Source organism: Shewanella sp. BJSY2023SW001, assembly GCF_047314685.1.
GTDB classification, from domain to species: Bacteria; Pseudomonadota; Gammaproteobacteria; order Enterobacterales; family Shewanellaceae; genus Shewanella; species Shewanella indica.
In genome coordinates, this window is record NZ_JBKORF010000049.1 from 59239 (window position 1) to 81013 (window position 21775).

At 54.1% G+C, this 21775-nt stretch carries 18 protein-coding genes; 6 read left to right on the forward strand and 12 right to left on the reverse strand.

What is annotated here, in order from left to right:
* Nucleotides 1–44: 44 nt before the first annotated feature.
* From ACMHXH_RS11240 to ACMHXH_RS11255, 4 genes are all read right to left on the reverse strand, one after another.
* On the reverse strand, nucleotides 45–2858 hold the full coding sequence (locus ACMHXH_RS11240) for an immune inhibitor A domain-containing protein (RefSeq protein WP_335912495.1): 2814 nt from the start codon (nucleotides 2856–2858) through the stop codon (nucleotides 45–47).
* Entirely contained in the window at nucleotides 2855–3142 is a 288-nt protein-coding gene (locus tag ACMHXH_RS11245) for a hypothetical protein (protein WP_039035137.1), read from the reverse strand. Before ACMHXH_RS11245 ends, ACMHXH_RS11240 begins: the two co-directional genes overlap by 4 nt.
* Nucleotides 3143–3241: 99 nt before the next feature.
* The gene (locus ACMHXH_RS11250) at nucleotides 3242–5371 is read right to left on the reverse strand and encodes an MGH1-like glycoside hydrolase domain-containing protein (protein WP_335912493.1); all 2130 of its coding nucleotides are present in this window, start codon (nucleotides 5369–5371) and stop codon (nucleotides 3242–3244) included.
* Nucleotides 5372–5403: 32 nt separating this feature from the next.
* On the reverse strand, nucleotides 5404–5991 hold the full coding sequence (locus ACMHXH_RS11255; RefSeq protein WP_039035135.1) for a YhgN family NAAT transporter: 588 nt from the start codon (nucleotides 5989–5991) through the stop codon (nucleotides 5404–5406).
* A 186-nt stretch (nucleotides 5992–6177) separates the two neighbouring features.
* Here ACMHXH_RS11255 and ACMHXH_RS11260 point away from each other — a divergent pair, with 186 nt between their 5' ends.
* Nucleotides 6178–7812: a metal transporter gene (locus tag ACMHXH_RS11260; protein WP_335912491.1), complete on the forward strand. Its 1635-nt coding sequence runs from the start codon at nucleotides 6178–6180 to the stop codon at nucleotides 7810–7812.
* Nucleotides 7813–7890: 78 nt separating this feature from the next.
* Entirely contained in the window at nucleotides 7891–8670 is a 780-nt protein-coding gene (locus ACMHXH_RS11265) for an NRDE family protein (protein ID WP_071477102.1), read from the forward strand.
* Here the strand turns inward: ACMHXH_RS11265 and ACMHXH_RS11270 are convergent.
* Both ACMHXH_RS11270 and ACMHXH_RS11275 read right to left on the reverse strand, forming a co-directional pair.
* On the reverse strand, nucleotides 8633–9202 hold the full coding sequence (locus ACMHXH_RS11270; RefSeq protein ID WP_335912489.1) for a DUF3365 domain-containing protein: 570 nt from the start codon (nucleotides 9200–9202) through the stop codon (nucleotides 8633–8635). The two genes, ACMHXH_RS11265 and ACMHXH_RS11270, sit on opposite strands and share 38 nt — an antisense overlap.
* A gap of 62 nt (nucleotides 9203–9264) precedes the next feature.
* Nucleotides 9265–9690, reverse strand: a complete 426-nt coding sequence (locus ACMHXH_RS11275; protein ID WP_319619109.1) for an SgcJ/EcaC family oxidoreductase — start codon at nucleotides 9688–9690, stop codon at nucleotides 9265–9267.
* A 384-nt stretch (nucleotides 9691–10074) separates the two neighbouring features.
* Here ACMHXH_RS11275 and ACMHXH_RS11280 point away from each other — a divergent pair, with 384 nt between their 5' ends.
* Nucleotides 10075–10632, forward strand: coding sequence for a lysophospholipid acyltransferase family protein (locus tag ACMHXH_RS11280; RefSeq protein ID WP_162207099.1), 558 nt, complete (start codon nucleotides 10075–10077; stop codon nucleotides 10630–10632).
* A 64-nt stretch (nucleotides 10633–10696) separates the two neighbouring features.
* Nucleotides 10697–11317 carry a LysE family translocator gene (locus tag ACMHXH_RS11285; protein ID WP_071477100.1) on the forward strand — a complete coding sequence of 207 codons (621 nt, stop codon included), beginning with the start codon at nucleotides 10697–10699 and terminating at the stop codon, nucleotides 11315–11317.
* Nucleotides 11318–11347: 30 nt separating this feature from the next.
* Here ACMHXH_RS11285 and ACMHXH_RS11290 read toward each other — a convergent pair whose 3' ends face one another.
* Nucleotides 11348–12628 (reverse strand): mechanosensitive ion channel family protein, encoded by a 1281-nt coding sequence (locus ACMHXH_RS11290; protein ID WP_039035189.1) that lies wholly within the window; start codon nucleotides 12626–12628, stop codon nucleotides 11348–11350.
* Nucleotides 12629–12758: 130 nt separating this feature from the next.
* The gene (locus ACMHXH_RS11295; protein ID WP_039035129.1) at nucleotides 12759–13193 is read right to left on the reverse strand and encodes a hypothetical protein; all 435 of its coding nucleotides are present in this window, start codon (nucleotides 13191–13193) and stop codon (nucleotides 12759–12761) included.
* A gap of 519 nt (nucleotides 13194–13712) precedes the next feature.
* Here ACMHXH_RS11295 and ACMHXH_RS11300 point away from each other — a divergent pair.
* A complete protein-coding gene (locus ACMHXH_RS11300) occupies nucleotides 13713–14387 on the forward strand; it encodes a DUF3157 family protein (RefSeq protein WP_101094675.1) in 675 nt (224 codons plus the stop codon).
* A 128-nt stretch (nucleotides 14388–14515) separates the two neighbouring features.
* On the opposite strand, the gene hutH is transcribed toward ACMHXH_RS11300, so the two are convergent.
* From hutH to hutC, 3 genes are read right to left on the reverse strand one after another with little or no spacing between them, the layout of a single operon-like run.
* Nucleotides 14516–16057 carry a histidine ammonia-lyase gene (gene hutH / locus ACMHXH_RS11305; protein WP_071477099.1) on the reverse strand — a complete coding sequence of 514 codons (1542 nt, stop codon included), beginning with the start codon at nucleotides 16055–16057 and terminating at the stop codon, nucleotides 14516–14518.
* A complete protein-coding gene (gene hutU / locus ACMHXH_RS11310) occupies nucleotides 16057–17727 on the reverse strand; it encodes a urocanate hydratase (RefSeq protein ID WP_335912487.1) in 1671 nt (556 codons plus the stop codon). Before hutU ends, hutH begins: the two co-directional genes overlap by 1 nt.
* A 47-nt stretch (nucleotides 17728–17774) precedes the next feature.
* Nucleotides 17775–18497 carry a histidine utilization repressor gene (gene hutC / locus ACMHXH_RS11315; RefSeq protein WP_071477097.1) on the reverse strand — a complete coding sequence of 241 codons (723 nt, stop codon included), beginning with the start codon at nucleotides 18495–18497 and terminating at the stop codon, nucleotides 17775–17777.
* 145 nt (nucleotides 18498–18642) lie between these two features.
* Between hutC and hutI the strand changes: the two genes are divergently transcribed.
* Nucleotides 18643–19869: an imidazolonepropionase gene (hutI, locus tag ACMHXH_RS11320; RefSeq protein ID WP_335912486.1), complete on the forward strand. Its 1227-nt coding sequence runs from the start codon at nucleotides 18643–18645 to the stop codon at nucleotides 19867–19869.
* 792 nt (nucleotides 19870–20661) lie between these two features.
* Here the strand turns inward: hutI and ACMHXH_RS11325 are convergent.
* Nucleotides 20662–21321, reverse strand: a complete 660-nt coding sequence (locus ACMHXH_RS11325) for a pentapeptide repeat-containing protein (RefSeq protein WP_335912484.1) — start codon at nucleotides 21319–21321, stop codon at nucleotides 20662–20664.
* Nucleotides 21322–21775: the final 454 nt, after the last annotated feature.

Genomic DNA, 21775 nt, shown 5'->3' on the forward strand with positions numbered 1-21775 from the left:
AACGACCAAAAACACAAGGGACGCTTGAGCGTCCCTTATTTCTGTCAGTGCCTGCGCCGCCAGGCGATCAGCGCCAGCCCCAATAGGCTCAGGCCGCCGAGGCTACCGCCACCGCCGCCGGAACTGCTTTCAGTTGTATTGGGCACGACCGGATTGGAGACCACCAGAGTGCGACTATTGCTGCTCTGATTATTCTGTGAGTCGGTCACAACCAGGCGCACACTGTAACTGCCTGCCGCACTGTAGGTATGTGAGGGAGAAGCGATAGTGCTGCTCTGGCCGTCACCAAAGTGCCACTGATAACTGAGTTCACCGTTGCCACCGCGACTGAGGTTATTGAACTGCACGGTTAAACCTGTACCACTGATATCGAACAGTGCCGACAGAGGAATGCTAACCGTCAGCTGCAAGCTGGTCACGGTTTGCCGATTATTGGCGTCTGTCACAGTCAGTGTGACTGTGTAGTTGCCGGACTCACTGTAACTGTATTGAGGCGTCGCTTGGGTACTGCTGGCGCCGCCGACCCCAAAATCCCACAGGTAGGTGTAAGGCGCAGTACCGCCACTGAGATTAGCGCTGAAACTGACATTGCCCCCCTCCTGCTGCGCTGAAATGCTGGCACTGAGTTCTGTGCCGCTGCTGTCGCTGCGTTTACTCACCAACAGTAGCGCCTGGCTGCTGTCTGGCTCCTGGGTCAAAAGCTGCACCATAAGACCCAGCTGGGGCAACACCAGACCGGCCTGAGGCTTAAGCGGCGCGCTGTAGTCGTCGCTGTCATCAAACAGGCTATTGTTGCCAAGATGGGGGTCACCGAAAAACGCCGACTGTGGATAAATACTGAAGCTGGCATCACGAACCTGCACATCGGTATCACGGTTGCCGATCAGGTTTTGATCCGCATCCACCACCCCAATGAGGCCGTATCCCGGATGTTCAGCCACCTTGTTGTCGCTGTAGGCCAGGTTTTCGTACCACACCAAGAGTCCCGGTTCATAGCTATCTTGTTGCAGTCCGCTATCAACACCCTGATAGTTACGCAGTTGCAGCAGGTAACGCCGTGTCGCTCCCGGGCGGGTATCGTCGGTGCGGACAAAGCCGGAAAGTACCACAGTCTTGAGAGCTGTTTCGGCATTATCGCTGTAGATAAGCTTGCCATCACTCTCGAGACGTAAGTCATCGACGGCAAAGCCATAGCCACCGACCGCTTCATCGGTACGATACACCAGGCTTATTTGCTTGCTCATTCCGGCGTATGCGCTAAGGTCGAAATTCAATTCCTGCCAGCCTTGTTCCCCTTCACCACCGGATAAGGCCGCCGAGTCACCACTGATAATATTGGCGGCATTGTTGATACTGTTACTGCTCTTGGTATGGCTTCCAGCCAATGGCACCCCATCCACCAGCAGTTGCACATAGTCATAGTCCTGCTCTATCTGCCAATGGGCCTTCATCTTCAGTGTTAGCTTGGTACTCATGGGCAGTTGCAGCTCGAACGACATGGCGTTGTTGAGCTGATCGCCCTGATTCGAATAGTACTGGTATTGCCCCTGATAGGCCTGAGTAAAGGCGATGGAGTCGGACGGCAGCTTGATGGCCAGCTGGTTTACGCCATTGCTATTGGCATGCTCAAGCGACACTTGAGTGCCGTTGCTATCCAGTGCTTGATAATCCAGGGTTTGTTCGTTGACCCAGCGGCCCTTGTACCTGTCCTGTAGAAATGAGCGGGCGTAGGGGCTGAAACCACTTGGCTGGGAGCCTCTTGGGGAACCTGCCCAGCTGCCGCCGGACATCAGAGACCAGAGACCTACAGGCGAGCCATCGCTGGCTTCGGCACTGGTGTCATACTCATCCGGTAAACCGAGATCGTGACCAAATTCATGGGTACAAACACCTGTTCCGGCATCCAGCGGCTGAATGGTGTAACCGAACAGACGCATATTACTGCCGGGAATAGCCTGACCATATTGACCGGGCGCCGAGGGCACAAAGAATCTGTGTGACCAGATGGCATCATCGCCGAGCATACCGCCACCGGCCTCTTCGCCTATGCTGGAATGGAAGATCATCACATGATCCAAAATCCCATCGGCTTCATCCAGGTTGCCGTCAGCGTCGATATCATAAGGATCTTCAATATCATACTGCGCCAACTCAGCGGCGCTCATGCTGGCTACCGCAGCCGCGACCGCTTCTTCCACCAATTCAGTGGCGGCAGTGTCGTCATTGTTGTTATTTGGGTCGTTGGCACCATAGTAGGCGGCATTTTGGCTGGCTCTAAACCAGCCTTTCACATCGCCGCTGAAGAAAAAGCTCTGGCCGGAAACCGCTTGATAATATTGATAGGCAGAGGGCAGAGTTTGCCCCTGAGGTCCTGGGAAACCTGCCTCGGAAAACAACAAACCACGGTAATGGGCTACCGAGTAGTTGGCGTAATACATTTCGGTATCGCCGGGACTCAGGCGATTGTTGTTATAGGGCAAATCGGGAAAATCCACCAGCACGGCCAACACCTTGACCCGCTTGGTCACATCGGTATCGGCTACCCGCGACTGTGCCCGCATTAACTTGCTTTGACGCAGGCTGTTGCTTCGCGCCTGTTGCAGCAGTTGTTGTTCTCTGGCCTTAAGCACTTGTGCGGCCTTGCTGCCCGCTCCGGTAGATTTGGCGATGTAGGCTGCCAGCGCTTGTTGCCGCTCCTCTTCTGAGGCGTCGGCATCGAGTTCACCGCGTTTCTCCAGCCAGTAGAGGATCTGCTCTTTGTTGATCACTCCGGGATCCGCCGGAGCCGTGGCGGCCAGAGCATTGGATATGCCAAAGAGACAAGCAGCCCCCAGGGCCAATACCGACTTCAAACTCATGACTTTGGCTCCTTGATACAGTTTTCAAACTTCTGATTGCGCTGCTGAATATACTCAGAGACCTTAGCTTCGGCCTCTTGTTCACTCATTTGCTGAGTGATGATGTTGCGCTCGATTAGACTGGCTTTAATTTTAGCCCGATTTACCACAGGTGCCCCACTGCCACAGGGCAACAAAGGTTTAACCGCGCGGTTTTTATCCGCAATGGCATCGATTTCGCCATCGTTCCCTGCCTGACAGGCACCCAGAAACAAGCAGATCGCAAGAGTTGAGGGCAGTCGCACAGGCAACACCTTGTTGTTAACAGAGATGGTACAGAAGATTAACAGCGGCTGTTAAGATTGCACAGCAGAAAATCGCGGCCAATTCGCCTCATTCAGCGATTATTCAGCCTCAGACAACAAACCTTCGCTATAAAGCAACAATAAGACCGAGGCCGACCAGCTGAAGTTGGTGCCATGCAGTCCTTCACCGCTGAGTGGATGGTAGTTTTCCCGTATCGGCAGATCCCGGCTATCGGCGGCGATGGCCTCCAGCAAGCGCCGCGACATTGCACTTGCCTGCTGCCGGTAACCGTAATGCTGCAATCCCTTGATGGCAAAGAAGGCCTGATCCAGCCATACCGGCCCGCGCCAGTATCTGTCGGGAGCAAACTCCGGGCTGTCGCGGCTCACGCTCGGAAACGGCACCTGGGTACCGAAGACTTCTGGCCTAAGTTGTTGCTTTACCACCGCATCTGCCTGCTCAGGCGAAGCGACACTGGCCCACAACGGGATCCAACCTTCAGTGCCCTTATTGCCGCGGAGCAATCGCCGCTTGCCCTCGGCATCGAAACGTACATCGTAGAAGAAACCGCTGGCAGGGTCGTAAAAGGCCTGCCGAATCGCTTGTCCCAACCGCTGGGCCTGTTGCCGCAGTTGCATCGCCTCGGCTTCCCGTCCCAGCAGACTGGCCATTTGTGCCAGATATTGCTTATCGGCATAGAGAAATGCATTGAGATCGACACTCTCCTGATTGAGAGAGTAGCCGAGTAAACGCCCTTTGGTGTCGCGGTTTTCCAGTACCTGCAGGCTGTTATCGGCATCGAATCTGGGCGCATTGTCCATCCCGGACTCCCAGGCTGCCGCCTGAATGATGGCATCACGATTAAGTGCCCCGGGCTCACCGTGCAACGGATGCAGATTGGCGCCATATTCTGCCAAACCATTGCCGTCATGATCCCGGTTGCGATACCACCAGGCATGCAGGGCCATCAGTCTTGGGTAGAGCTCGGCGACAAATGCCTTATCACCGTCCTGAAGGTAGATCTCCCATACGGCCCAGGCTGCCAGTGGCGGTTTGCCATTCCGCTCATTCCAGTTGCCGCCGTCACCGCCGCGGGCTGCATCTTGGTTGTAAAACACCGCATCCGGCATGTTGCCGGCATCCTGAGGTCTGACGGGATCTTGCTCATCAAATTGATAGTCAAACATCGCCCGCACATTGGACTTGGCAAGCCAGGGCTCGACACGCGCCAAGGCTACCGCCTGTTTCCAGCTATCCCATGCCCAGATACCATTGAACCATTGATAGGTGACCGAAGGCGTTATCCCGTGGTGACGCAGGGCACCTGCCGGGCTGCGCCAGTTATGTGCCAGGGTGCTGATGGCTCTGGCCGCCATGCGCTTTTGCCCCAAGTCACCATCGGCCAACTTGGCCAGACGCCAACCCCAGCGACTATGGTTGCGCTCGGCGCTCTGCAATAACTTCGGCCACTGCAGCGGCTTTGCCTCTGCTGCGGTGTGAAAATACTGCTGGGCACTGAGAAAACTGCGCCGCTCTGAGGGAGCCAGGTTCAGCACTTCAGAACTGGCTCGGTAGCCCCGAGTGCCACGCTCTTCCAGAAAGGTGGGTTCACGGAAGCTTAAGCGGAATTTGGCATCATCGAGCAGCAGCGACCAGGTTTTTCTCAGTGGCCGAAACTGCCACTCCAGTTGATTGGTCGCAAATTGTCTGTCGGCAATCCAGGGCTTGCCTACCGCCTTGTCGAAGGGCTCTCCCTGCCACTGCAATTGCCACTGACCGGCTCGGGAGCCAGTATTTTCCAGCACAGTCTCAATCAGTGAGCTGCGCTCATCGGCAAAATAGAGCCTGGTGCTGAGGCTGAGATCTTGCCAGCGATATTCCTGATACAGGCCATCCGGGCGACTGAACAGACGTTTCTCCGCTTCGGCAAAATTCTTCGCCTGCCCTGTGCTCAACTCCAATATGCTGAGGTGCTGCAAGCTTGGCGCCAGATGCAGGCTGTATTCCTGGGCGATGATCATGGGGCCGGTGAAGCTGCCATAAAATGCAGGATTATCCGGTAGGTGATATCCATGCCAGGCCCCCATATCCATGTACACAGCGGGGATCTTCAGATTCCCGGCGGCGTCCCGCTCCAGCGCTTGCTGCGGCGTGCCTTGATAGGGCAAGAGATTGTCATAATCTCCGGCGCTCAGACTCAAAGCACAGATCAGGGCACAACTAAGCACTTTTACCTCGACTCAACAAAAGGATTAACAACTCAGGGATTCAAATATCGGGAGACACCATCGAGGAACATCTGCACCGAGATCATCACCAGCACCATGCCCATCAGACGCTCGACCGCCGTGAGCCCCTTGTCGCCCAACACCCGGGTAAATAACTTATAAAACATCAAGATAACCACGCTGGCGCCCCAGGCCGCCACCAGAGCTATGGTCCAGTCGCCCATACGGCTGCTATCCGTATGGGCCAGCAGTATCAGTGCCGCCAAAATCGAAGGACCGGCCATCAGCGGAATCGCCATCGGCACAATGAAGGGCTCTTCACCGGCAGCCAGGCCCACCACCCCACCGGGTTGGGGGAAGATCATCCTGATGGCTATCAGGAACAGAATAATGCCGCCGGCAATGCTGACCGATTCTGACTTGAGGTTGAGGAAACTCAGGATAGCTTCACCGGCATATAGAAATAACAGCATGATCAACAAGGCAAAAATAAGCTCACGGATCAACACTCGACGGCGTTTCTTGGGCTCGATATGACGCAATATAGAGGCAAAGATAGGCAAGTTGCCCAAGGGATCCATAATAAGAAACAGCATTACGGCAGCCGACAGAGTATCCATAAATATCCATTCACCAATACAACAACATAGAGTCGACTATTGTATAACTTTTTAGTCACCGGCTGTGGACTTTTATCTGTGGTCTCGGGGGGAAAATCCTTCAAGGTAAATTCCAGGTAACGGCACTGCTCATTTGCCCGGCTACTGGTATACTATGGCGTTCTCTAAACTTCAGCCGTGAAATACATGCTCTATCTTGTCGCCAGTTTTATCGCCCTGCTCCTGGGCCCGCTGTTTTACCGCTATTTCTCTTCAGGCAGCGGTTTGCAGAAGGGCTTGGACGGCTTTATTTTTGTTTCTCTTGGCGGCCTGGTATTGATCCATATCCTACCGGAACTGCTGGAGCATGGCGGCATACTGGCGATCATCTTCGTGATCCTCGGCCTTTGGGGACCCAGTGCCAGTGAGAAGTTGTTTCATCGCTACTCAGAGATCACCCATAACCTGACCCTCACGCTGGGGATCGGCGGCTTGTTGTTGCACACCATCACAGATGGCGGCGCCATGGTGCTGGCACAACAGGAAGGCAACTCCAGCCTGCTGGCGCTTGGGGTGATCATGCACAGGCTACCCGTGGGCCTGGCGATTTGGTGGTTGCTCAAACCCCAGGTAGGTACCCGTTGGGCCAGTCTGGTGTTGCTGGCCATGATGGCGCTGACATCTGTGGGCTACTTCGCCGGCGAGCAGCTGCTCAGCCATCTGAGCCTGGATAATACCGTGTACCTGCAAGCCTTTGTCACAGGCTCTATTTTGCATGTGGTGCTGCATCAGCCCCACGGCCATGGGCAGCAGACCCCAAGCAGCAAATATGAATATCAGGCCGGCATAGGCAGCCTGCTGGGGATAGGCCTGTTGGCATTGCTGCTGATGATGGATTCCGGCGGCCACCAACACGCTCACCATGACCACAGCACAGATCAACTGCTGCACTGGTTGCTGTTACTGGCTCCGGTATTGCTGGCGGCCTACGCCTTGGCCAGCATACGTTTTGCCGCAGGTTTGTCTCCTACTCAAGCTTCGCTGCCGGGACGCTGGGTTCAACGTCTCGCCGGCCCTGAAGCCTTGTTGCTGACCTTGGTGCTGCTGGGCTGGCAGTTTGCCCTGCTGCAGACCCTCGCACTCGCCGCACTGGGACTGTTTTTGAGTTATGCCCGCATTGAATTGACCGATCCCCACCCCAAAGTGCCGCAGTCCGCCTGGCATTTTGGCTTCACTCATCTGGTGGATAGAAGCGCGCCCTGGATCTTGCTCAGTTTGATCCTCGCCAATCTGATAGGTCATCCGTCAGTGCCACTGTCGCATCCGGTGGCACAAGTGCTGGTGCTGGCCTTGCTGTTTCTGCCGCTGCGTTTCTGTAATCTGGGCGCCGCCGTACTGGCGATGTCACTGGCCTACAGCGGCTGGAGCCCCTTGGCAGTAGCCTTGCCCCTGATCGCCGCACCTGTGCTTAACCTGTCACAACTCAAGTTGATGAACTGGAGTCAACGGCTCGGTATGTTGTTGCTGTTATCCATTCTGCTTAGCGGCATTGCCTGGTGGCAACCACAGTGGCGTGAGCTGGGCGATCTACCGAAAGAGATAAGCTACCCGGCACTGACGTTGCTGTGTCTGCTTTACTCCAGTAGCATACTGCGTCAGGGGCCACGTAAGTTTTTACGGGGTATGTGGCTGGTCAAAGGCCATAGCCATGACCACGGCTCGGGGCAGCACAACGACTCAGGCCACAACCATGGTTCACATAGTCATGGTTCGAGCAGCCATGATTCACACAGTCATGCTCACCATAATGGCCACGAGCATCAAGACAAAGGCTCTCACTGATTTAACCCTGTCAATTGGCGCCTTTGTTGGCTAACTTGTGGGATAAGCCCGCATTTAGACCCGGCATAAGGACAGCCCATGTGCATTCTGTTTCTGGCGCTGGATCAGCATCCGGATTATCCGCTGATCCTCTGCGCCAACCGCGATGAGTTTCATCACAGGCCCACAGCCCCGGCACATTTTTGGCCGCCACAGCAGCAACTGCTGGCGGGTAAGGATCTGCAGGCAGGTGGGACCTGGCTTGGCTGTAATCGTTTGGGAATGGTGGCCGGCCTCACCAATATCCGTCAGTCAATCTCTCAGCCGGATGGTATGCGCAGCCGCGGGGAACTGGTGCTCAAGGCGCTCAATAGCCAAACCCCAATAGAGCCGCAATGGCTCAGTGACCACAGCGACAACTACAATCCTTTCAATCTGGTTTTCGGCCAGGGCAAGCGCCTTTGGTGTTATCACAGCCCGGATAAGTCATTGCGGTGCTTGAACAGGGGTTTTCACGCCATCAGCAATGGCGCCTTGGATGAAATCTGGCCCAAGATGGCCCGCGGCGAGCAGGCGTTGGAGCGGTTGATTAGCCAATCGGCCAAGCCGGATATAGATAGGCTGCTGGCAATAATGCGTGATGAGACTCCAGCGCCGGACATCAGCCTGCCAAACACAGGAGTCAGCCTGGAATGGGAGCGACGTCTGTCATCCATCTATATTCGCCACCCGGAATACGGCACCCGGGCCACCAGCCTGATATTCATCTCCCGCGAAGGGACACTGAACTTTTACGAAGCCAGGTATGATGGCAAGGGGCGACAACTGGGGTTGGAGCAGTTCAGTTTTGCGCTGACAAACGCGGAGCCACTATGCTGATGGCGCCGCGGATCTGCCCAAGCTGATAACCTCTGGCGCTGTCATCCGGGTAGTGCTCATCCAATGCGGTTTTGACCTCGGGCGCCAATTGGCTGCCGTGACAGGTGAGGCAAAGCGGCGCTACGCCCTGGGCCTTCATAAAACGCAGCTGTGACTCGGTCTGGGCAACATGGCTCAAGGTTTGCGGATCTTCACCGGCTGCGGCCCGCTGATCGAATGACAACAATACCTGTCGCTGCCAGGTTTCTGGCTCGGCTGCCGGATTACGGGGTTTCAAGCTGACACGTTTTACCTGCCAACCGCTCTCGGCAGAGAGTTGGCGGGCGATTTCCGGCGCCTTATGGGAACAAACTTCGATAGCCGCCACCGGGCCACCTTCGGCCAGGGCTTGTTGCAGTTGCGGCTTGAGTGTTTGGGCAAAACGCTTGGCCAGCGCGGCCGCTTCGGTGTTGAAGTCTGCCGCTGTTGGCTCTGCCACGGCTTGATTCACCAGCGCAAAGGCCAGCAAGGCGGTCAGTGTGGGTTTTAACATAGGGTGCTCCATTAGATTTTTTTAATGGATTGATATTAGATAAATCTAATTCCCTATGCAAGTCAGGATGAATGATCGTGAGTGATTACCCAATGGTCGTCTTTCTTTTCCAACAGCAGGGTAAAGACTCCGGATGGGCTGTCCTTTTGTCTGAGCAAGACCCAGCGACCGGCCACCAAGGCAGAATAGTTACTCAACATCTGCACATCCTTGAGCTCCAGCTTGAGCTGGCCCATAGTCGCGTGATTCGGATAGCTACGTTTATAGGCGGCCAGCATCTTGTCCCAGCCATATTTGAACTCGCCTTTGGAGACAAACCTCAGCTTGGGATCGTGCCAGTAACCCAGCATATAGGCATCAATATTTCCCTGATTCCAGGCTTGTTGCTGACGATTGATCAGCTCGGTAATTTCATCTGTCGGTACCGCTTTAGCCGGAGCGATTGCAAGTAGCAGTACTGACAGGAGTCCAAAGATTAACTTTTTCATATTCCCTCCTTGCACTCTCCCGGAACCAGGCCAGGAAACCGTGCCGACATAGGCGTTGAGCTTCTATACAGATACTAACCTATTTGGCCCTGGATAAGGAAAGAACTGGGTAAACATTGTCTTAGTAGATTGTAAGCAAATCCACCGCGCGTTTTGAACAAACTTACGTCACGGCGATTTATAGCCAATGACGAGTCCTTGGCAAGATGTAGAACCCAGGCTTGCACAAAAGAGATAATACTGAAATTATATTTTCCCTCAGGCCTCTGCTTGGGGAAGTGCTGCCTATGTTCAGACTCCTAAGCTAATCAAGGTTGGACTGGCGGCCCACCCCAAACACTTTTGAACTATACCTTTAATCAACTCAAGGTTTGGCAACTCTCTATGTTTAAAAAAATCTGCCAATGGCTGCTGGCTCTGTTCGGCTGGCAAATTCGCGGACAACTGCCCGACTCCCAGCAATACCTGGTGATAGTGGCACCCCATACCAGTAACTGGGACTTCATTATCGGCGTACTCGCCCGTGGAGCTCTGGCGGTGAAGATCCACTTTCTCGGTAAGCATCAACTCTTTATTCCGCCCTGGGGCTGGTTTTTCAGGGCCATAGGTGGCAGGCCGGTAGACAGGCGCAAGAACAATAATCTGGTCGATGCGGTCAGCGACTTGTATCGCCTGGATCGCAACTTTAAGCTGGCGCTGGCGCCGGAGGGCACTCGCAGCCCGGTGAAACGCTGGAAGACAGGTTTCTACCATATCGCCTCCAAGGCGGGGGTGCCGATTGTGGCAGTGGGGCTGGACTTTGGTCAGAAGGCGGTGGTGATCAATCAACCCTTGATACCGAGTGCTGACATGCAGCAAGACATGGATCAGCTTATCGCCTTCTATCGCGGCATTCGCGGCCGCTTCCCCAAGGCGATCCCGGACTATTCAGCGGAAAAGTGAATCTTGTTCGGCAGGCGTCTCAGGACTATAGTGACGCTTAACCGAAAACTTTGTATACAAAATTATGGATCACCAGACCTTCCTGTTGTACCTGTTTGCGATCTTATTGATAGCCATCTCTCCCGGCCCGATCGCCATGTTGTCTATTTCTCACGGGATCCATTTTGGTAAACGCCGCAGTCTGGCAACGGCCTTGGGGAGTGTCAGTGCGGCACTGCTGTTGATGTTGGCCTCCATCGCCGGGCTGAGCGCCTTGCTGCATGCCAGCGAATACGGCTTTACCCTGCTCAAATGGTGCGGTGCCGCCTACCTTATGTATCTGGGAATTAAGCTGCTGCTCACCAAGCCCCATGCGGCCGAGCAGAGTGTTGGCCCCAAGGGACATGGTCATCCTCTCAGTCTGTTCCGGCAGGCGTTTCTGGTGGGGATCAGCAACCCCAAGGATCTGCTGTTTTTCGCCGCTCTGTTTCCACAATTTATCGATGTGACTGCGCCGCAGGGGCCACAACTGGCAGTATTGGCTTCCACCTGGGCCTTGGTAGACTTCAGCTTTGTGATGATTTACGCCTCTATGGCCAGTGTGTTGGCTTCATGGCTGAAGCGCAGTCAACGCTTGCATTGGCTGGATCGTGTCAGTGGCGGGGTGTTTGTCACCCTCGCCACTGTATTGGCCGTTAAAGATTAGGGGAGCGCTTTAGGGGAGGTGCGAATAAGCCTATGTAGGCTTATTTGCGCCGGCTCCATTATCTTTTAAGCTGCGGATATCATTGCCGGTAGGGCCCTGGAAGGCACGCAGATCGAACTGCGGCAAGATGGCAAAGATATGATCGAAGATATCCGACTGAATATCTTCATAATATGTCCAGCGGGTATCATTGGTGAAGATATATAGCTCGATCGGCAGCCCTTCAGTCGTAGGCGCCAATTGCCGCACCATCAGGGTCATCTCCTTGTGTACCTTGTCGTGGTGCTTGAGATACTCCAGCAGGTAGGCTCTGAAGGTCCCCACATTGGTCAGCCTGCGACCATTGACCGGCATTTCGATATCCGACACTTTCGCATTACATTCAGTGATCTCATGGATTTTCTTCGGCAGGTACTCTTTCAACAGGTTGATCTTCTCCAGCTTCTTCCTGTCTTCTTCGGTCAGGAAACGTATGCTGTTGATATCTATGTTGACCGAACGTTTGATTCGGCGACCGCCTGACTCAGACATGCCACGCCAGTTGCGGAAGGCATCGGATACCAGCGCATAGGCCGGGATCATGGTGATGGTCTTGTCCCAGTTGCGAACCTTGACTGTTGTCAGCGATACCTCTTCCACCGCGCCATCGGCGCCGTATTTATCCATCTGGATCCAGTCGCCTGTGCTGACCATACGGTTAGCCGCCAGCTGAATACCGGCAACAAACCCCAGAATGGTGTCCTTGAACACCAACATCACCAAACCTGTGGCGACACCCAAGCCGCTGAGGAAGTAGACAGGAGACTGGTTGGCGAGCACAGAGATGGAAATAATGATGGCGACAAAGAACAGGAACAGCTTGATCAGCTGCACAAAGCTCTTCACCGGTAGACGACGGCTAATCAGCTTAACGTCTGCCACCTCGTTGACCGCATCCAATGCCGAATAGGCGGCGCGGATCAGCAAGACGACCAGCCAGACACTGAGCAGCCTGTCGACCAGTCCGGCCAACAGTTTATGATCTGTCAGTGCTATGGGGATCAGCAGGTTGAGCACCAGCGCCGGCACCAGCATCGCCAGCTTTTCCAGCACTCTGTGGCGCATAAAGATATCGTCCCAGGTGACTTTGGAACGTTGAATCACCAGGTTCATCGCCCGCACTACACCGCGACGCACAATAAAATAAGCCAAACCTGCCAGCAGCAGGCAGGCGAGCACCATGAGCGAAGTGGACAAACCATCGGCTGGTTGGCTGTTGATCCCCAGCTGTGACAACCAGTGTGACAGTTCGAATCTTAAGTCTTTGTCCAAGTTATCCAAAATTAACCTCTCAGAGAAAAATCACTCATCCCGGCCCACAACCCAGGCCAGGTTGCAGAGTAACATACAGGTGTTAACTTTGGCTGAACAGTCGATCCCATCCTCGTTGGAAAGTGTGCGCTTAATCACCTTTCAAGGTGAGTACTATTTTGGTTCCCAGCGGCTGTTGGAAGTGCTCCAGGTGATCTATGGGAAGCCCGGAAATTGATAATTGTCTGTGATTGTACCAGTCGAGTTTCAACTCATCGTGGCGACCGGATACCACCAGCAGACCGGGGAAGCGGCGTCCCGAGTCCAGATCGGTCAAGCTTAAGTGGCTCTGCCAGTGCTTACGTCCATGCAGACTGCAGTTGGAAAAGCTGACGTCGGCCTGCCAATCTTTATTCGGTGACCAGCTGCTGAGCAGTATTGACTCTTGGCAATGCTCGCTATGGTCAGGTAGTTTGCCTACCCAACCTGCCACATGGAACAGACTCCATGAGGCCAGCAACAGGTAAAAGCATCCTCCGCCAAATTGCAGAGCCTTCGACAACCAGGCCTTGGTATTCGACGGCATACCCTCTCCAAACTATCAGATAGACTAAGAGCGGGATCATATAGTGGGGTATGTTGTAAGTAAACGCTGACCAATGAGTTACAAACTCGGTGATTGTTTCATTGAATGGTTTAATTCGCCACACAGCCGGCTGGATGTGTCATAGGACTCTTCACCGCAGCCAAAGTATAAGAGATGATAATGCCCTTTATCTTCCGGTATACCCAGCGCCAAAGTTGCCTGCAAGACAATTCTGACCCCTTTTACAGTCAAGGCTGACATATTAGCGGGCAATAACTTCACTTTCTTGCCAAGGACTTGGTCATTTGCTGCGAACTATGTCTTACATTCCAGTCTGTAAGCCGACGCAGAGCACACATGGGGCTTGTTCGCACCTTTCCTGGACAAAGGCACTTGAACATACTTCCCGTGGATTGCCGTATGCCAGGAAAGCAAGTTTATGTTTTTCGTCATTGCCAGCCCAGGTAAGCCCGGTTATTGTTGACGCCAGGATCCAGCCAAGCGCAAGCGAATTTTTTCATGTCGAAACAGAACCTTTTCAAACCCGGCTTCGCCGTCAGTGCTCTGGCGTTGCTATTGAGCTCAAGTTTTGCCGTTGCCGAACCGGCCCAGGTGGCCGAAGTCACTCTGGAAAATGGCGCCAGAGTCATACTCAAAGATGATTTTACCTGGGAATATGTGCTTACAGAGGCGGTGATCAGCGCCGCCGAACCCGAAACTGTGACTGAAGATGTGGTGGCCGAGATATCGAATACCGCAGCCAATACCGGCACCCATACTGTCGCAGTGGCGCCCAAGTCCGAGGTAAACCCAGCCGCCACGGCTGAGCAACTGACCCAGAGCGCCATGACCACTCCCGGACTGCTTGGCAAGACTGCCAGGGAAGGGGTCAGCGTTTCTCTGCTGCAGACGCAGTGGCAAGGTGACAAACTGGGCCTGACCTTCGAACTCGGCAGTAACAGCAGTGAAGATATGGTTGGCGTACTGATCAGTGTCAGCTTTTATAACGATCAGGGGCGCAAGATGAAAGAAGAGGAGCTACAGGTTTGGCGTGCCATCAAGCGTATGCCGGAAACCTATCTGCGCAAGGGCCAGCAGCGGCAATCCTCGGTGATCTGGATTGAAGGGGTAGATAAAAACCAGTGGCAGAAGCAGCTGTTGAATCTAAAGATCACAGAACTGGATGCCTGGTAACATCTGTCTCTCGGCATTGATTTATTAAAATAAATAAAGAGCGCCAGTTGGCGCTCTTTGTATTTCATATACGGACTTTTGTCCCTAAGGTGCCCAAGGGCCCTCAGACCCTTCCAGCGATTCCCGGCTCAGAGGCTGCTTGGCAGCAACTCCTTTGGCAGATAGGCGTTATAGCGCCCACTCGCCAGCAGCTCAGTGGCCTTGGTGATATCCGGACCGAAGTATCTGTCCTTGTCATAGAAGGTAACCCGCTCGCGCAGTTCAGCCTTGGCCTTGGCTACTGCCTGGCTTGGCTGCAGCGGCGCCCGGAAATCCAACCCTTGGGCCGCAGCCAGCAGTTCCACTGCCAGCACGCCGCGGGTGTTTTCCGCCATATCCTTGAGCCTGCGGGCGGCAAAGGTTGCCATGGAAACATGATCTTCCTGGTTGGCCGAGGTCGGCAAGCTGTCGACAGAGGCCGGATGAGCAAAGGTCTTGTTTTCACTGGCCAGCGCCGCGGCTGTCACCTGGGCAATCATAAAGCCCGAGTTAACCCCACCGTTTTCCACCAAGAATGGCGGCAGCTTGGAAAGATTGGAGTCGATCAGCAGCGCAATGCGGCGCTCACTGATGGCCCCCAGCTCGGCAATCGCCAGTGCCAGATTATCCGCCGCCATGGCCACAGGTTCGGCATGGAAGTTACCGCCTGAGATGATCTCGCCGGTATCTTCAAACACCAGTGGGTTATCTGTCACGCCGTTGGCTTCAATTTCCAGCACTTCGGCCGCCTGACGGATCTGCGTCAGGCAAGCGCCCATAACCTGTGGCTGACAGCGCAGAGAGTAGGGATCCTGCACCTTTTCACAATTGGCGTGTGACTCGGCAATCTCGGAGCCGCTCCCCAGCAGATGACGGAATACTGCCGCCGAGTCTATCTGGCCCTTTTGACCGCGCACCGCATGAATTCTCGGGTCGAACGGGCTGCGACTGCCCATGGCCGCCTCGACACTCATGGCGCCGACCACAGAACCGGCGGCAAACAGGTCCTCGGCATGGAACAAGCCTTCCAGTGCCAACGCCGTCGATGCCTGGGTGCCGTTGAGCAGGGCCAGGCCCTCTTTGGCAGCCAATTCAATCGGTTTCAGCCCGGCGATACTCAAGCCCTCAATGGCGGGCATGATACGCCCCTGATAACGCACTTCGCCCTCGCCGATGATCGGCAGACACATGTGCGACAGCGGCGCCAAGTCGCCCGAGGCTCCCACTGAGCCCTTCTCGGGTACGCAAGGGTAGACACCGGCATTGACCAGGGCGATCAGGAAGTTGATCACCTCGAGACGGATCCCGGAAAAACCTCGGGACAGAGAGTTGATCTTCAACACCATCATCAGCCGCACGGTTTCATCGCGCATCAATTGGCCGGTACCGGCGGCGTGGGACAACACGATAGAGCGCTGCAACAGTTCCAGATCCGCCGGGGCAATCTTGGTGTTGGCCAACAGGCCAAAGCCAGTGTTGATGCCGTAAACCGTGCGGCCCTCATCCAATACTTTTTGCACCACGGCGGCGCTGCTGTTGATAGCTGCCAGCGATTCCGGGTGCAATTGCAGCTGGGTTGGCGCGCGGCTGATGCTGCGCAGTTCAGACAGGGTCAGGCTTCCCGGTGTCAGAGTGATTTGAGTGGTCATCATCAGTCCTCCAACATAGGCAGATCCAGGCCCTGCTCTTTGGCACAGCGCTTGGCAATCTCATAGCCGGCATCGGCGTGACGCATCACGCCCGTGGCCGGATCGTTCCACAATACCCGGGATACCCGCTTGGCGGCGGCGTCGCTGCCGTCACAGAGGATCACAACCCCGGAGTGCTGACTGAAGCCCATGCCGACCCCCCCACCATGGTGCAGCGACACCCAGGTGGCGCCACCGGCAGTATTGAGCAGCGCATTGAGCAGCGGCCAGTCGGAGACGGCATCCGAGCCGTCGAGCATGGATTCGGTTTCCCGGTTGGGACTGGCCACAGAGCCGGAATCCAGGTGATCCCTGCCTATGACCACAGGCGCCGACAGCTCGCCGTTTTTCACCATTTCGTTGAAGGCCAGCGCCAGACGGGCGCGGTCTTTGAGGCCAACCCAGCAGATACGGGCCGGCAGCCCCTGGAAGGCGATACGTTCACGAGCCATATCCAGCCAGTTGTGCAGGTGTGGGTCGTCCGGAATAAGCTCTTTCACCTTCTGATCTGTCTTGTAGATATCCTCAGGGTCACCACTGAGCGCCGCCCAGCGGAACGGGCCAATGCCTTCACAGAACAGCGGCCTGATATAGGCGGGAACAAAACCGGGGAAATCGAAGGCGTTGGCCACGCCTTCGTCAAACGCCATCTGGCGGATGTTATTGCCATAGTCCAGGGTCGCGGCGCCGCGGCTTTGCAGCGCCAACATGGCCTGAACCTGCACCGCCATGGAGGCCTTGGCGGCCTTGACTACAGAAGCCTCGTCTTTGAGGCGCATCTCCTTGGCCTGCTCCAGCGTCCAGCCCTGAGGCAGATAGCCATTCAGCGGATCGTGCGCCGAAGTTTGGTCTGTCACTACATCCGGAGTAATGCCGCGCTCAACCAGCTCACTGAAGATATCGGCGGCATTGCCCAGCAAACCCACGGAAACCGGCTTGCCCTCGGCCTTGGCGGCTTCCAGCATCGCCAGTGCCTCGTCCAGGCTGTGGGCCTTCTTGTCCAGATAACGGGTACGCAGACGAAAATCGATACGGGTCTCGTCTACTTCACAGGCCAGCACAGAGAATCCGGCCATGGTACCGGCCAGAGGCTGGGCACCGCCCATACCGCCCAGGCCACCGGTCAGGATCCAGCGGCCCTTGGCGTCACCGTCGAAATGCTGCTTGGCCACGGCCACAAAGGTTTCGTAGGTGCCCTGGACTATGCCTTGGGTACCTATGTAGATCCAGGAGCCGGCGGTCATCTGGCCGTACATAGCCAGTCCTTGCTTATCCAACTCGTTGAAGTGTTCCCAGTTGGCCCAGTGGGGTACCAGGTTGGAGTTGGCGATCAGCACCCTGGGGGCATCGCTGTGGGTCTTGAATACTCCCACCGGCTTGCCAGATTGCACCAGCAAGGTTTCATCCTCTTCCAGACGCTTGAGCACCTCGACGATTTTATCGAAACACTGCCAATCGCGGGCGGCGCGGCCTATGCCGCCGTAAACCACCAGATCCTCGGGGCGCTCGGCCACATCCGGATGCAGGTTGTTCATCAGCATTCTGAGCGGCGCTTCGGTCTGCCAGCTCTTACAGTTCAGAGTGGTGCCGGTCGGCGCAATGATTTTGCGCGCCGGATCATGTCTCTTATCCATAAACTTCCATTCCTCCGTTGCTTGTCTTGTGGTTTATTTTGTTGTTTTTATTTAGGTTTATGTTCGCCTCTGAAGGTCAGATGTCCTCCGAGACGGAAGCGGCTGCCGGGATGGATCAGCCGGGCAAAACTCACCACCCCCTGGCGTGACCAGGTGCGGCGCAGTATCTGTAAACAGGGCTCGCTGGCGGGAATCGCCAAGCGGGTTCGTATCTGTTCATTGGCTACTATCGCCTCTATGGTGTGGCGTGCCTCGGTCAAAGGCGCCACCTGCGACAGATATTCATGAGGGGTCTGCAAATTGAAATCCTGCTGCAGATAGTCGGGGATTAACTGGGGGTTTACGAAGCGCTCCTCGAGCTGTAGCGGCAGCCCCTCTTCACAATGCACCAGCACCGAGTAAAACACCCGGCTGCCGGTCTCCAGCCCCAGGGCGATGGCGATAGGCGCCAGGGCCTCTATGGCGGTCAGCTCCAACACCTGCACGCTGTAACCATGGCCGCGGGCCTTGATCTCATCGGCGATATTGCGGATAGACAACATGGATGACTGCGACTTGAACTCGGCTACAAAGGTACCCAGCCCCTGACTGCGCTCCAGCACGCCGTTGTCCACCAGCTCGGTCAAGGCCCGTCTGGCCGTCATCCGGCTACACTCAAATAGCTCTGCCAGTTGGTTTTCGGAAGGCACCCTGGAGTGCTCCACCCATTCACCCGACTCAATGCGGTCTGAGATGTACTGTTTAATGCGGGCGAACTTGGCTGTGCTCATCGAATCGACTCTGTGTTGGTTTCAATCTGCTGAAAAACTCGGCTATAATCCTAACTTGTATATACAAGTAAATACAAGTTAGCTCACAAAATCACAACAATTGCCATCATTAAGGCAAGCGTAAGGCAAACAACAAGGAGCAAGCATGTCCTGGGATCAGGTTTGGATAGATATCAATATTGCCACTATGGACCCTTCTGTATCAGAGGCTTATGGCGCCATCACCGACGCGGCCCTGGCAGTAAAAGACGGCAAAATAGCCTGGATTGGCAAGCGCAGCGACCTGCCTGCCTTCGACGTGCTGGCAACTCCGGTTTACAAGGGCAAAGGCGGCTGGCTGACGCCCGGGTTGATAGATGCCCATACCCATCTGGTGTTTGCCGGTAACCGCGCCAACGAGTTCGAGCTGCGTCTCAAGGGCGCCAGCTATGAAGAAATCGCCCGTGCTGGTGGCGGTATTATCAGCACGGTCAAGGCCTGCCGTGAGGCCAGCGAGGCCGAACTGTTCGACGAGGCTCGTCGCCGCCTCAACGCCCTGGCCAAGGAAGGGGTTACTACGGTGGAGATAAAGTCGGGCTACGGGCTGGAAACCGCCACCGAACTCAAGTTGCTCAGGGTCGCCCGCGAGCTGGGCAAACACCACCATGTGGATGTGGTCACCACCTTCCTGGGCGCCCACGCCTTCCCGGCCGAATATCAAGGCCGGGAGCAGGAATATGTGCAACTGGTAATCGAGGAGATGCTGCCTCAGGTATTGGCGGAAGATCTCGCCGATGCCGTGGATGTGTTTTGTGAAAATATCGCCTTCGACCTGCAACAGACAGAAGCCATTCTCAGCGCCGCCAAGGCCAAAGGGCTGGATATCAAGTTGCACGCCGAGCAGCTCTCCAACATGGGCGGCTCAATACTGGCCGCCCGTCTGGGGGCCAAGTCTGTGGATCATATCGAGTATCTGGATGAAGCCGGGGTCAAGGCCCTGGCCGAGAGCGGCACCTGCGCCACCCTGTTGCCCGGCGCCTTTTACTTCCTGCGGGAAACCCAACTGCCACCGATAGCCTTGCTGCGCCAATATCAGGTGCCCATGGTGCTGGCCAGCGACTTCAACCCGGGGACTTCCCCCATCTGCTCAACCCTGTTGATGCTCAACCTGGGCTGCACCCTATTCCGCCTGACGCCGGAAGAAGCCTTGGCCGGTGTCACCCGCAACGCCGCCCGCGCCCTGGGTCGTGAACAGCGCATAGGCATGCTGCGCCAGGGAATGGATGCCGACTTCTGCCTGTGGCGGATCTCAACCCCAGCGGAACTCGCCTACAGCTACGGCGTGAATCCGTTGGTGGATGTCATCAAGGGGGGCAAACTTATTCATCAATAAGTTTGGCAAGTGATTGGATGGCAGGTCGCCGACCTGCTATCGGCTTGCGCGCAGGCTTCCCAGCGCCAGGGAATAGCTGCACAGCTTAGACTCATCAGTTTTAACTGGATTAGTCAGAATCCAGTCTGTCAGTTTCGTTTCCTTGACGTGACAATAGCTGACAGATTGCCCTAAATTGGTTTTGCCCCAAAATGAGTTAACACATTGTCGGTGGTTCAGTAACTAACAGACTTTCTGACCTGGCAATTTTCATCGCAACACCAGCGTGATACAACTCACAGCTCCCCAACCAAAAAACTGGATAACTATACAGTCATATTCAAATCACAATGATTTTGAACGATTTTTCTCCTGTATTTGTTGATCTGTAGCGCGATAATTGCGGCGAATTTTCACGATAATTCAATTTTCGACCATTCCACAAATAAAGCACTTATCATACAGAGATGAAACGGTTTTCAAGGGTTACAAGCCGTTTGAAGGAGGTGTCATTTTCTTCACTATGTTATGAGGGGCAAGAGCTATTTTGGAATTGAATGGTGCTTGGTTTCGGTGCACCGTAGGCGTAACTAGGAACTATTATGTGAATCCTGCCACCAAACATGGGACTGATAGCTACAACCACTTTGTACAAAATTAAAGCTACAAAAGATGAAATCGTTAACATATCCATTACCATAGGCAATACCTCCACTAACTTTGTGACCATTAACGCCTTAACCCCGCATCAGTCCGTAGACAAGCATATAGTCGTTAGTTTTTAGAGCCCCATGGGTGACAGAACCGGGGGATTTAGACGATATCATCAGCACTTGACTTACGCAATATGCCTTGAATATATGAGAGTGTATGGAACTCTCTTGTTACTAAGTTCCGTAGCTTTGGCAGGTTTTGAATAAGGAATTCATCTCCAAACTCTTCAGTCAATACCTTCAATGACAAAGTGTCTAGTTTGTTGTTTTTTCGATGTAAGACTGAGGATCTTCGAATGTGATCGTGAGTTCTTAGCTTTTCAACTTCCTGAATAAGCGCACTATTGAATTCTGCTTCATTTGGAAAAGAATTCACTACCTGAGTATTTTCTCGGTTTGCCTTAGGGATCAACTGAAGCGTTTTAGTTGATCCAATAATCATGCAATTTATGAACTTACAATCTTTGAGTTTAGCTCTGTCAAATACGTTTGCTGCCAGCATACAATTGGTAAATGTAGCTGTTTGTAAATTGCACTTCCTGAATAATGTCCCCCTTATTAGGCACTCCTTGAACTCTGCCCCGTAGAAACTGCAAAATTTGAATTTTGTTCCAATAAAAGAAGAGCTTACAAACTTTGACTTTGAAAAATTAGAATGATAGCTAGATGATTTATTGAAATTTTTATAGATAAAATTCTTTTCTCGTGCATCGTGATTAACATAGCTAAAAGCGTATCTATTTCTATCATTAGCAGTCACAATAACTCCTTAAAATATCTAACAATTAAGCAATGATTTTACCAAATCTTACTCAACTTAGTTATTCATCCATTTTGGTCTTGATGTCAATCACCTAACGACTTTGTAGATAGATAACTTTTCTGACAAATGAGCAGAACATACAGGACATCCAAAACACTTTCTGAGCTGCAAGGAAGCTCGTTGCAGGGGCAGTCTCTGATAAATAACGACGTATTTTTGGAAGTAGGCTCTCTGAGACGAGTAATTTGCATGCTTCATACAAACAAACATACAGGACATCCAAAACACTTTCTGAGCTGCAAGGAAGCTCGTTGCAGGGGCAGTCTCTGATAAATAACGACGTATTTTTGGAAGTAGGCTCTCTGAGACGAGTAATTTGCATGCTTCATACAAACAAACATACAGGACATCCAAAACACTTTCTGAGCTGCAAGGAAGCTCGTTGCAGGGG

What these genes read in the sequence shown, in the direction of transcription:
- ACMHXH_RS11240 (WP_335912495.1), bottom strand. Translation starts at nt 2,858, where the DNA reads ATGAGTTTGAAGTCGGTATTGGCCCTGGGGGCTGCTTGTCTCTTTGGC.
- ACMHXH_RS11255 (WP_039035135.1), bottom strand. Translation starts at nt 5,991, where the DNA reads ATGGATACTCTGTCGGCTGCCGTAATGCTGTTTCTTATTATGGATCCC.
- ACMHXH_RS11260 (WP_335912491.1), top strand. Translation starts at nt 6,178, where the DNA reads ATGCTCTATCTTGTCGCCAGTTTTATCGCCCTGCTCCTGGGCCCGCTG.
- ACMHXH_RS11265 (WP_071477102.1), top strand. Translation starts at nt 7,891, where the DNA reads ATGTGCATTCTGTTTCTGGCGCTGGATCAGCATCCGGATTATCCGCTG.
- ACMHXH_RS11270 (WP_335912489.1), bottom strand. Translation starts at nt 9,202, where the DNA reads ATGTTAAAACCCACACTGACCGCCTTGCTGGCCTTTGCGCTGGTGAAT.
- ACMHXH_RS11275 (WP_319619109.1), bottom strand. Translation starts at nt 9,690, where the DNA reads ATGAAAAAGTTAATCTTTGGACTCCTGTCAGTACTGCTACTTGCAATC.
- ACMHXH_RS11280 (WP_162207099.1), top strand. Translation starts at nt 10,075, where the DNA reads ATGTTTAAAAAAATCTGCCAATGGCTGCTGGCTCTGTTCGGCTGGCAA.
- ACMHXH_RS11285 (WP_071477100.1), top strand. Translation starts at nt 10,697, where the DNA reads ATGGATCACCAGACCTTCCTGTTGTACCTGTTTGCGATCTTATTGATA.
- ACMHXH_RS11295 (WP_039035129.1), bottom strand. Translation starts at nt 13,193, where the DNA reads ATGCCGTCGAATACCAAGGCCTGGTTGTCGAAGGCTCTGCAATTTGGC.
- ACMHXH_RS11300 (WP_101094675.1), top strand. Translation starts at nt 13,713, where the DNA reads ATGTCGAAACAGAACCTTTTCAAACCCGGCTTCGCCGTCAGTGCTCTG.
- hutH (WP_071477099.1), bottom strand. Translation starts at nt 16,057, where the DNA reads ATGATGACCACTCAAATCACTCTGACACCGGGAAGCCTGACCCTGTCT.
- hutU (WP_335912487.1), bottom strand. Translation starts at nt 17,727, where the DNA reads ATGGATAAGAGACATGATCCGGCGCGCAAAATCATTGCGCCGACCGGC.
- hutC (WP_071477097.1), bottom strand. Translation starts at nt 18,497, where the DNA reads ATGAGCACAGCCAAGTTCGCCCGCATTAAACAGTACATCTCAGACCGC.
- hutI (WP_335912486.1), top strand. Translation starts at nt 18,643, where the DNA reads ATGTCCTGGGATCAGGTTTGGATAGATATCAATATTGCCACTATGGAC.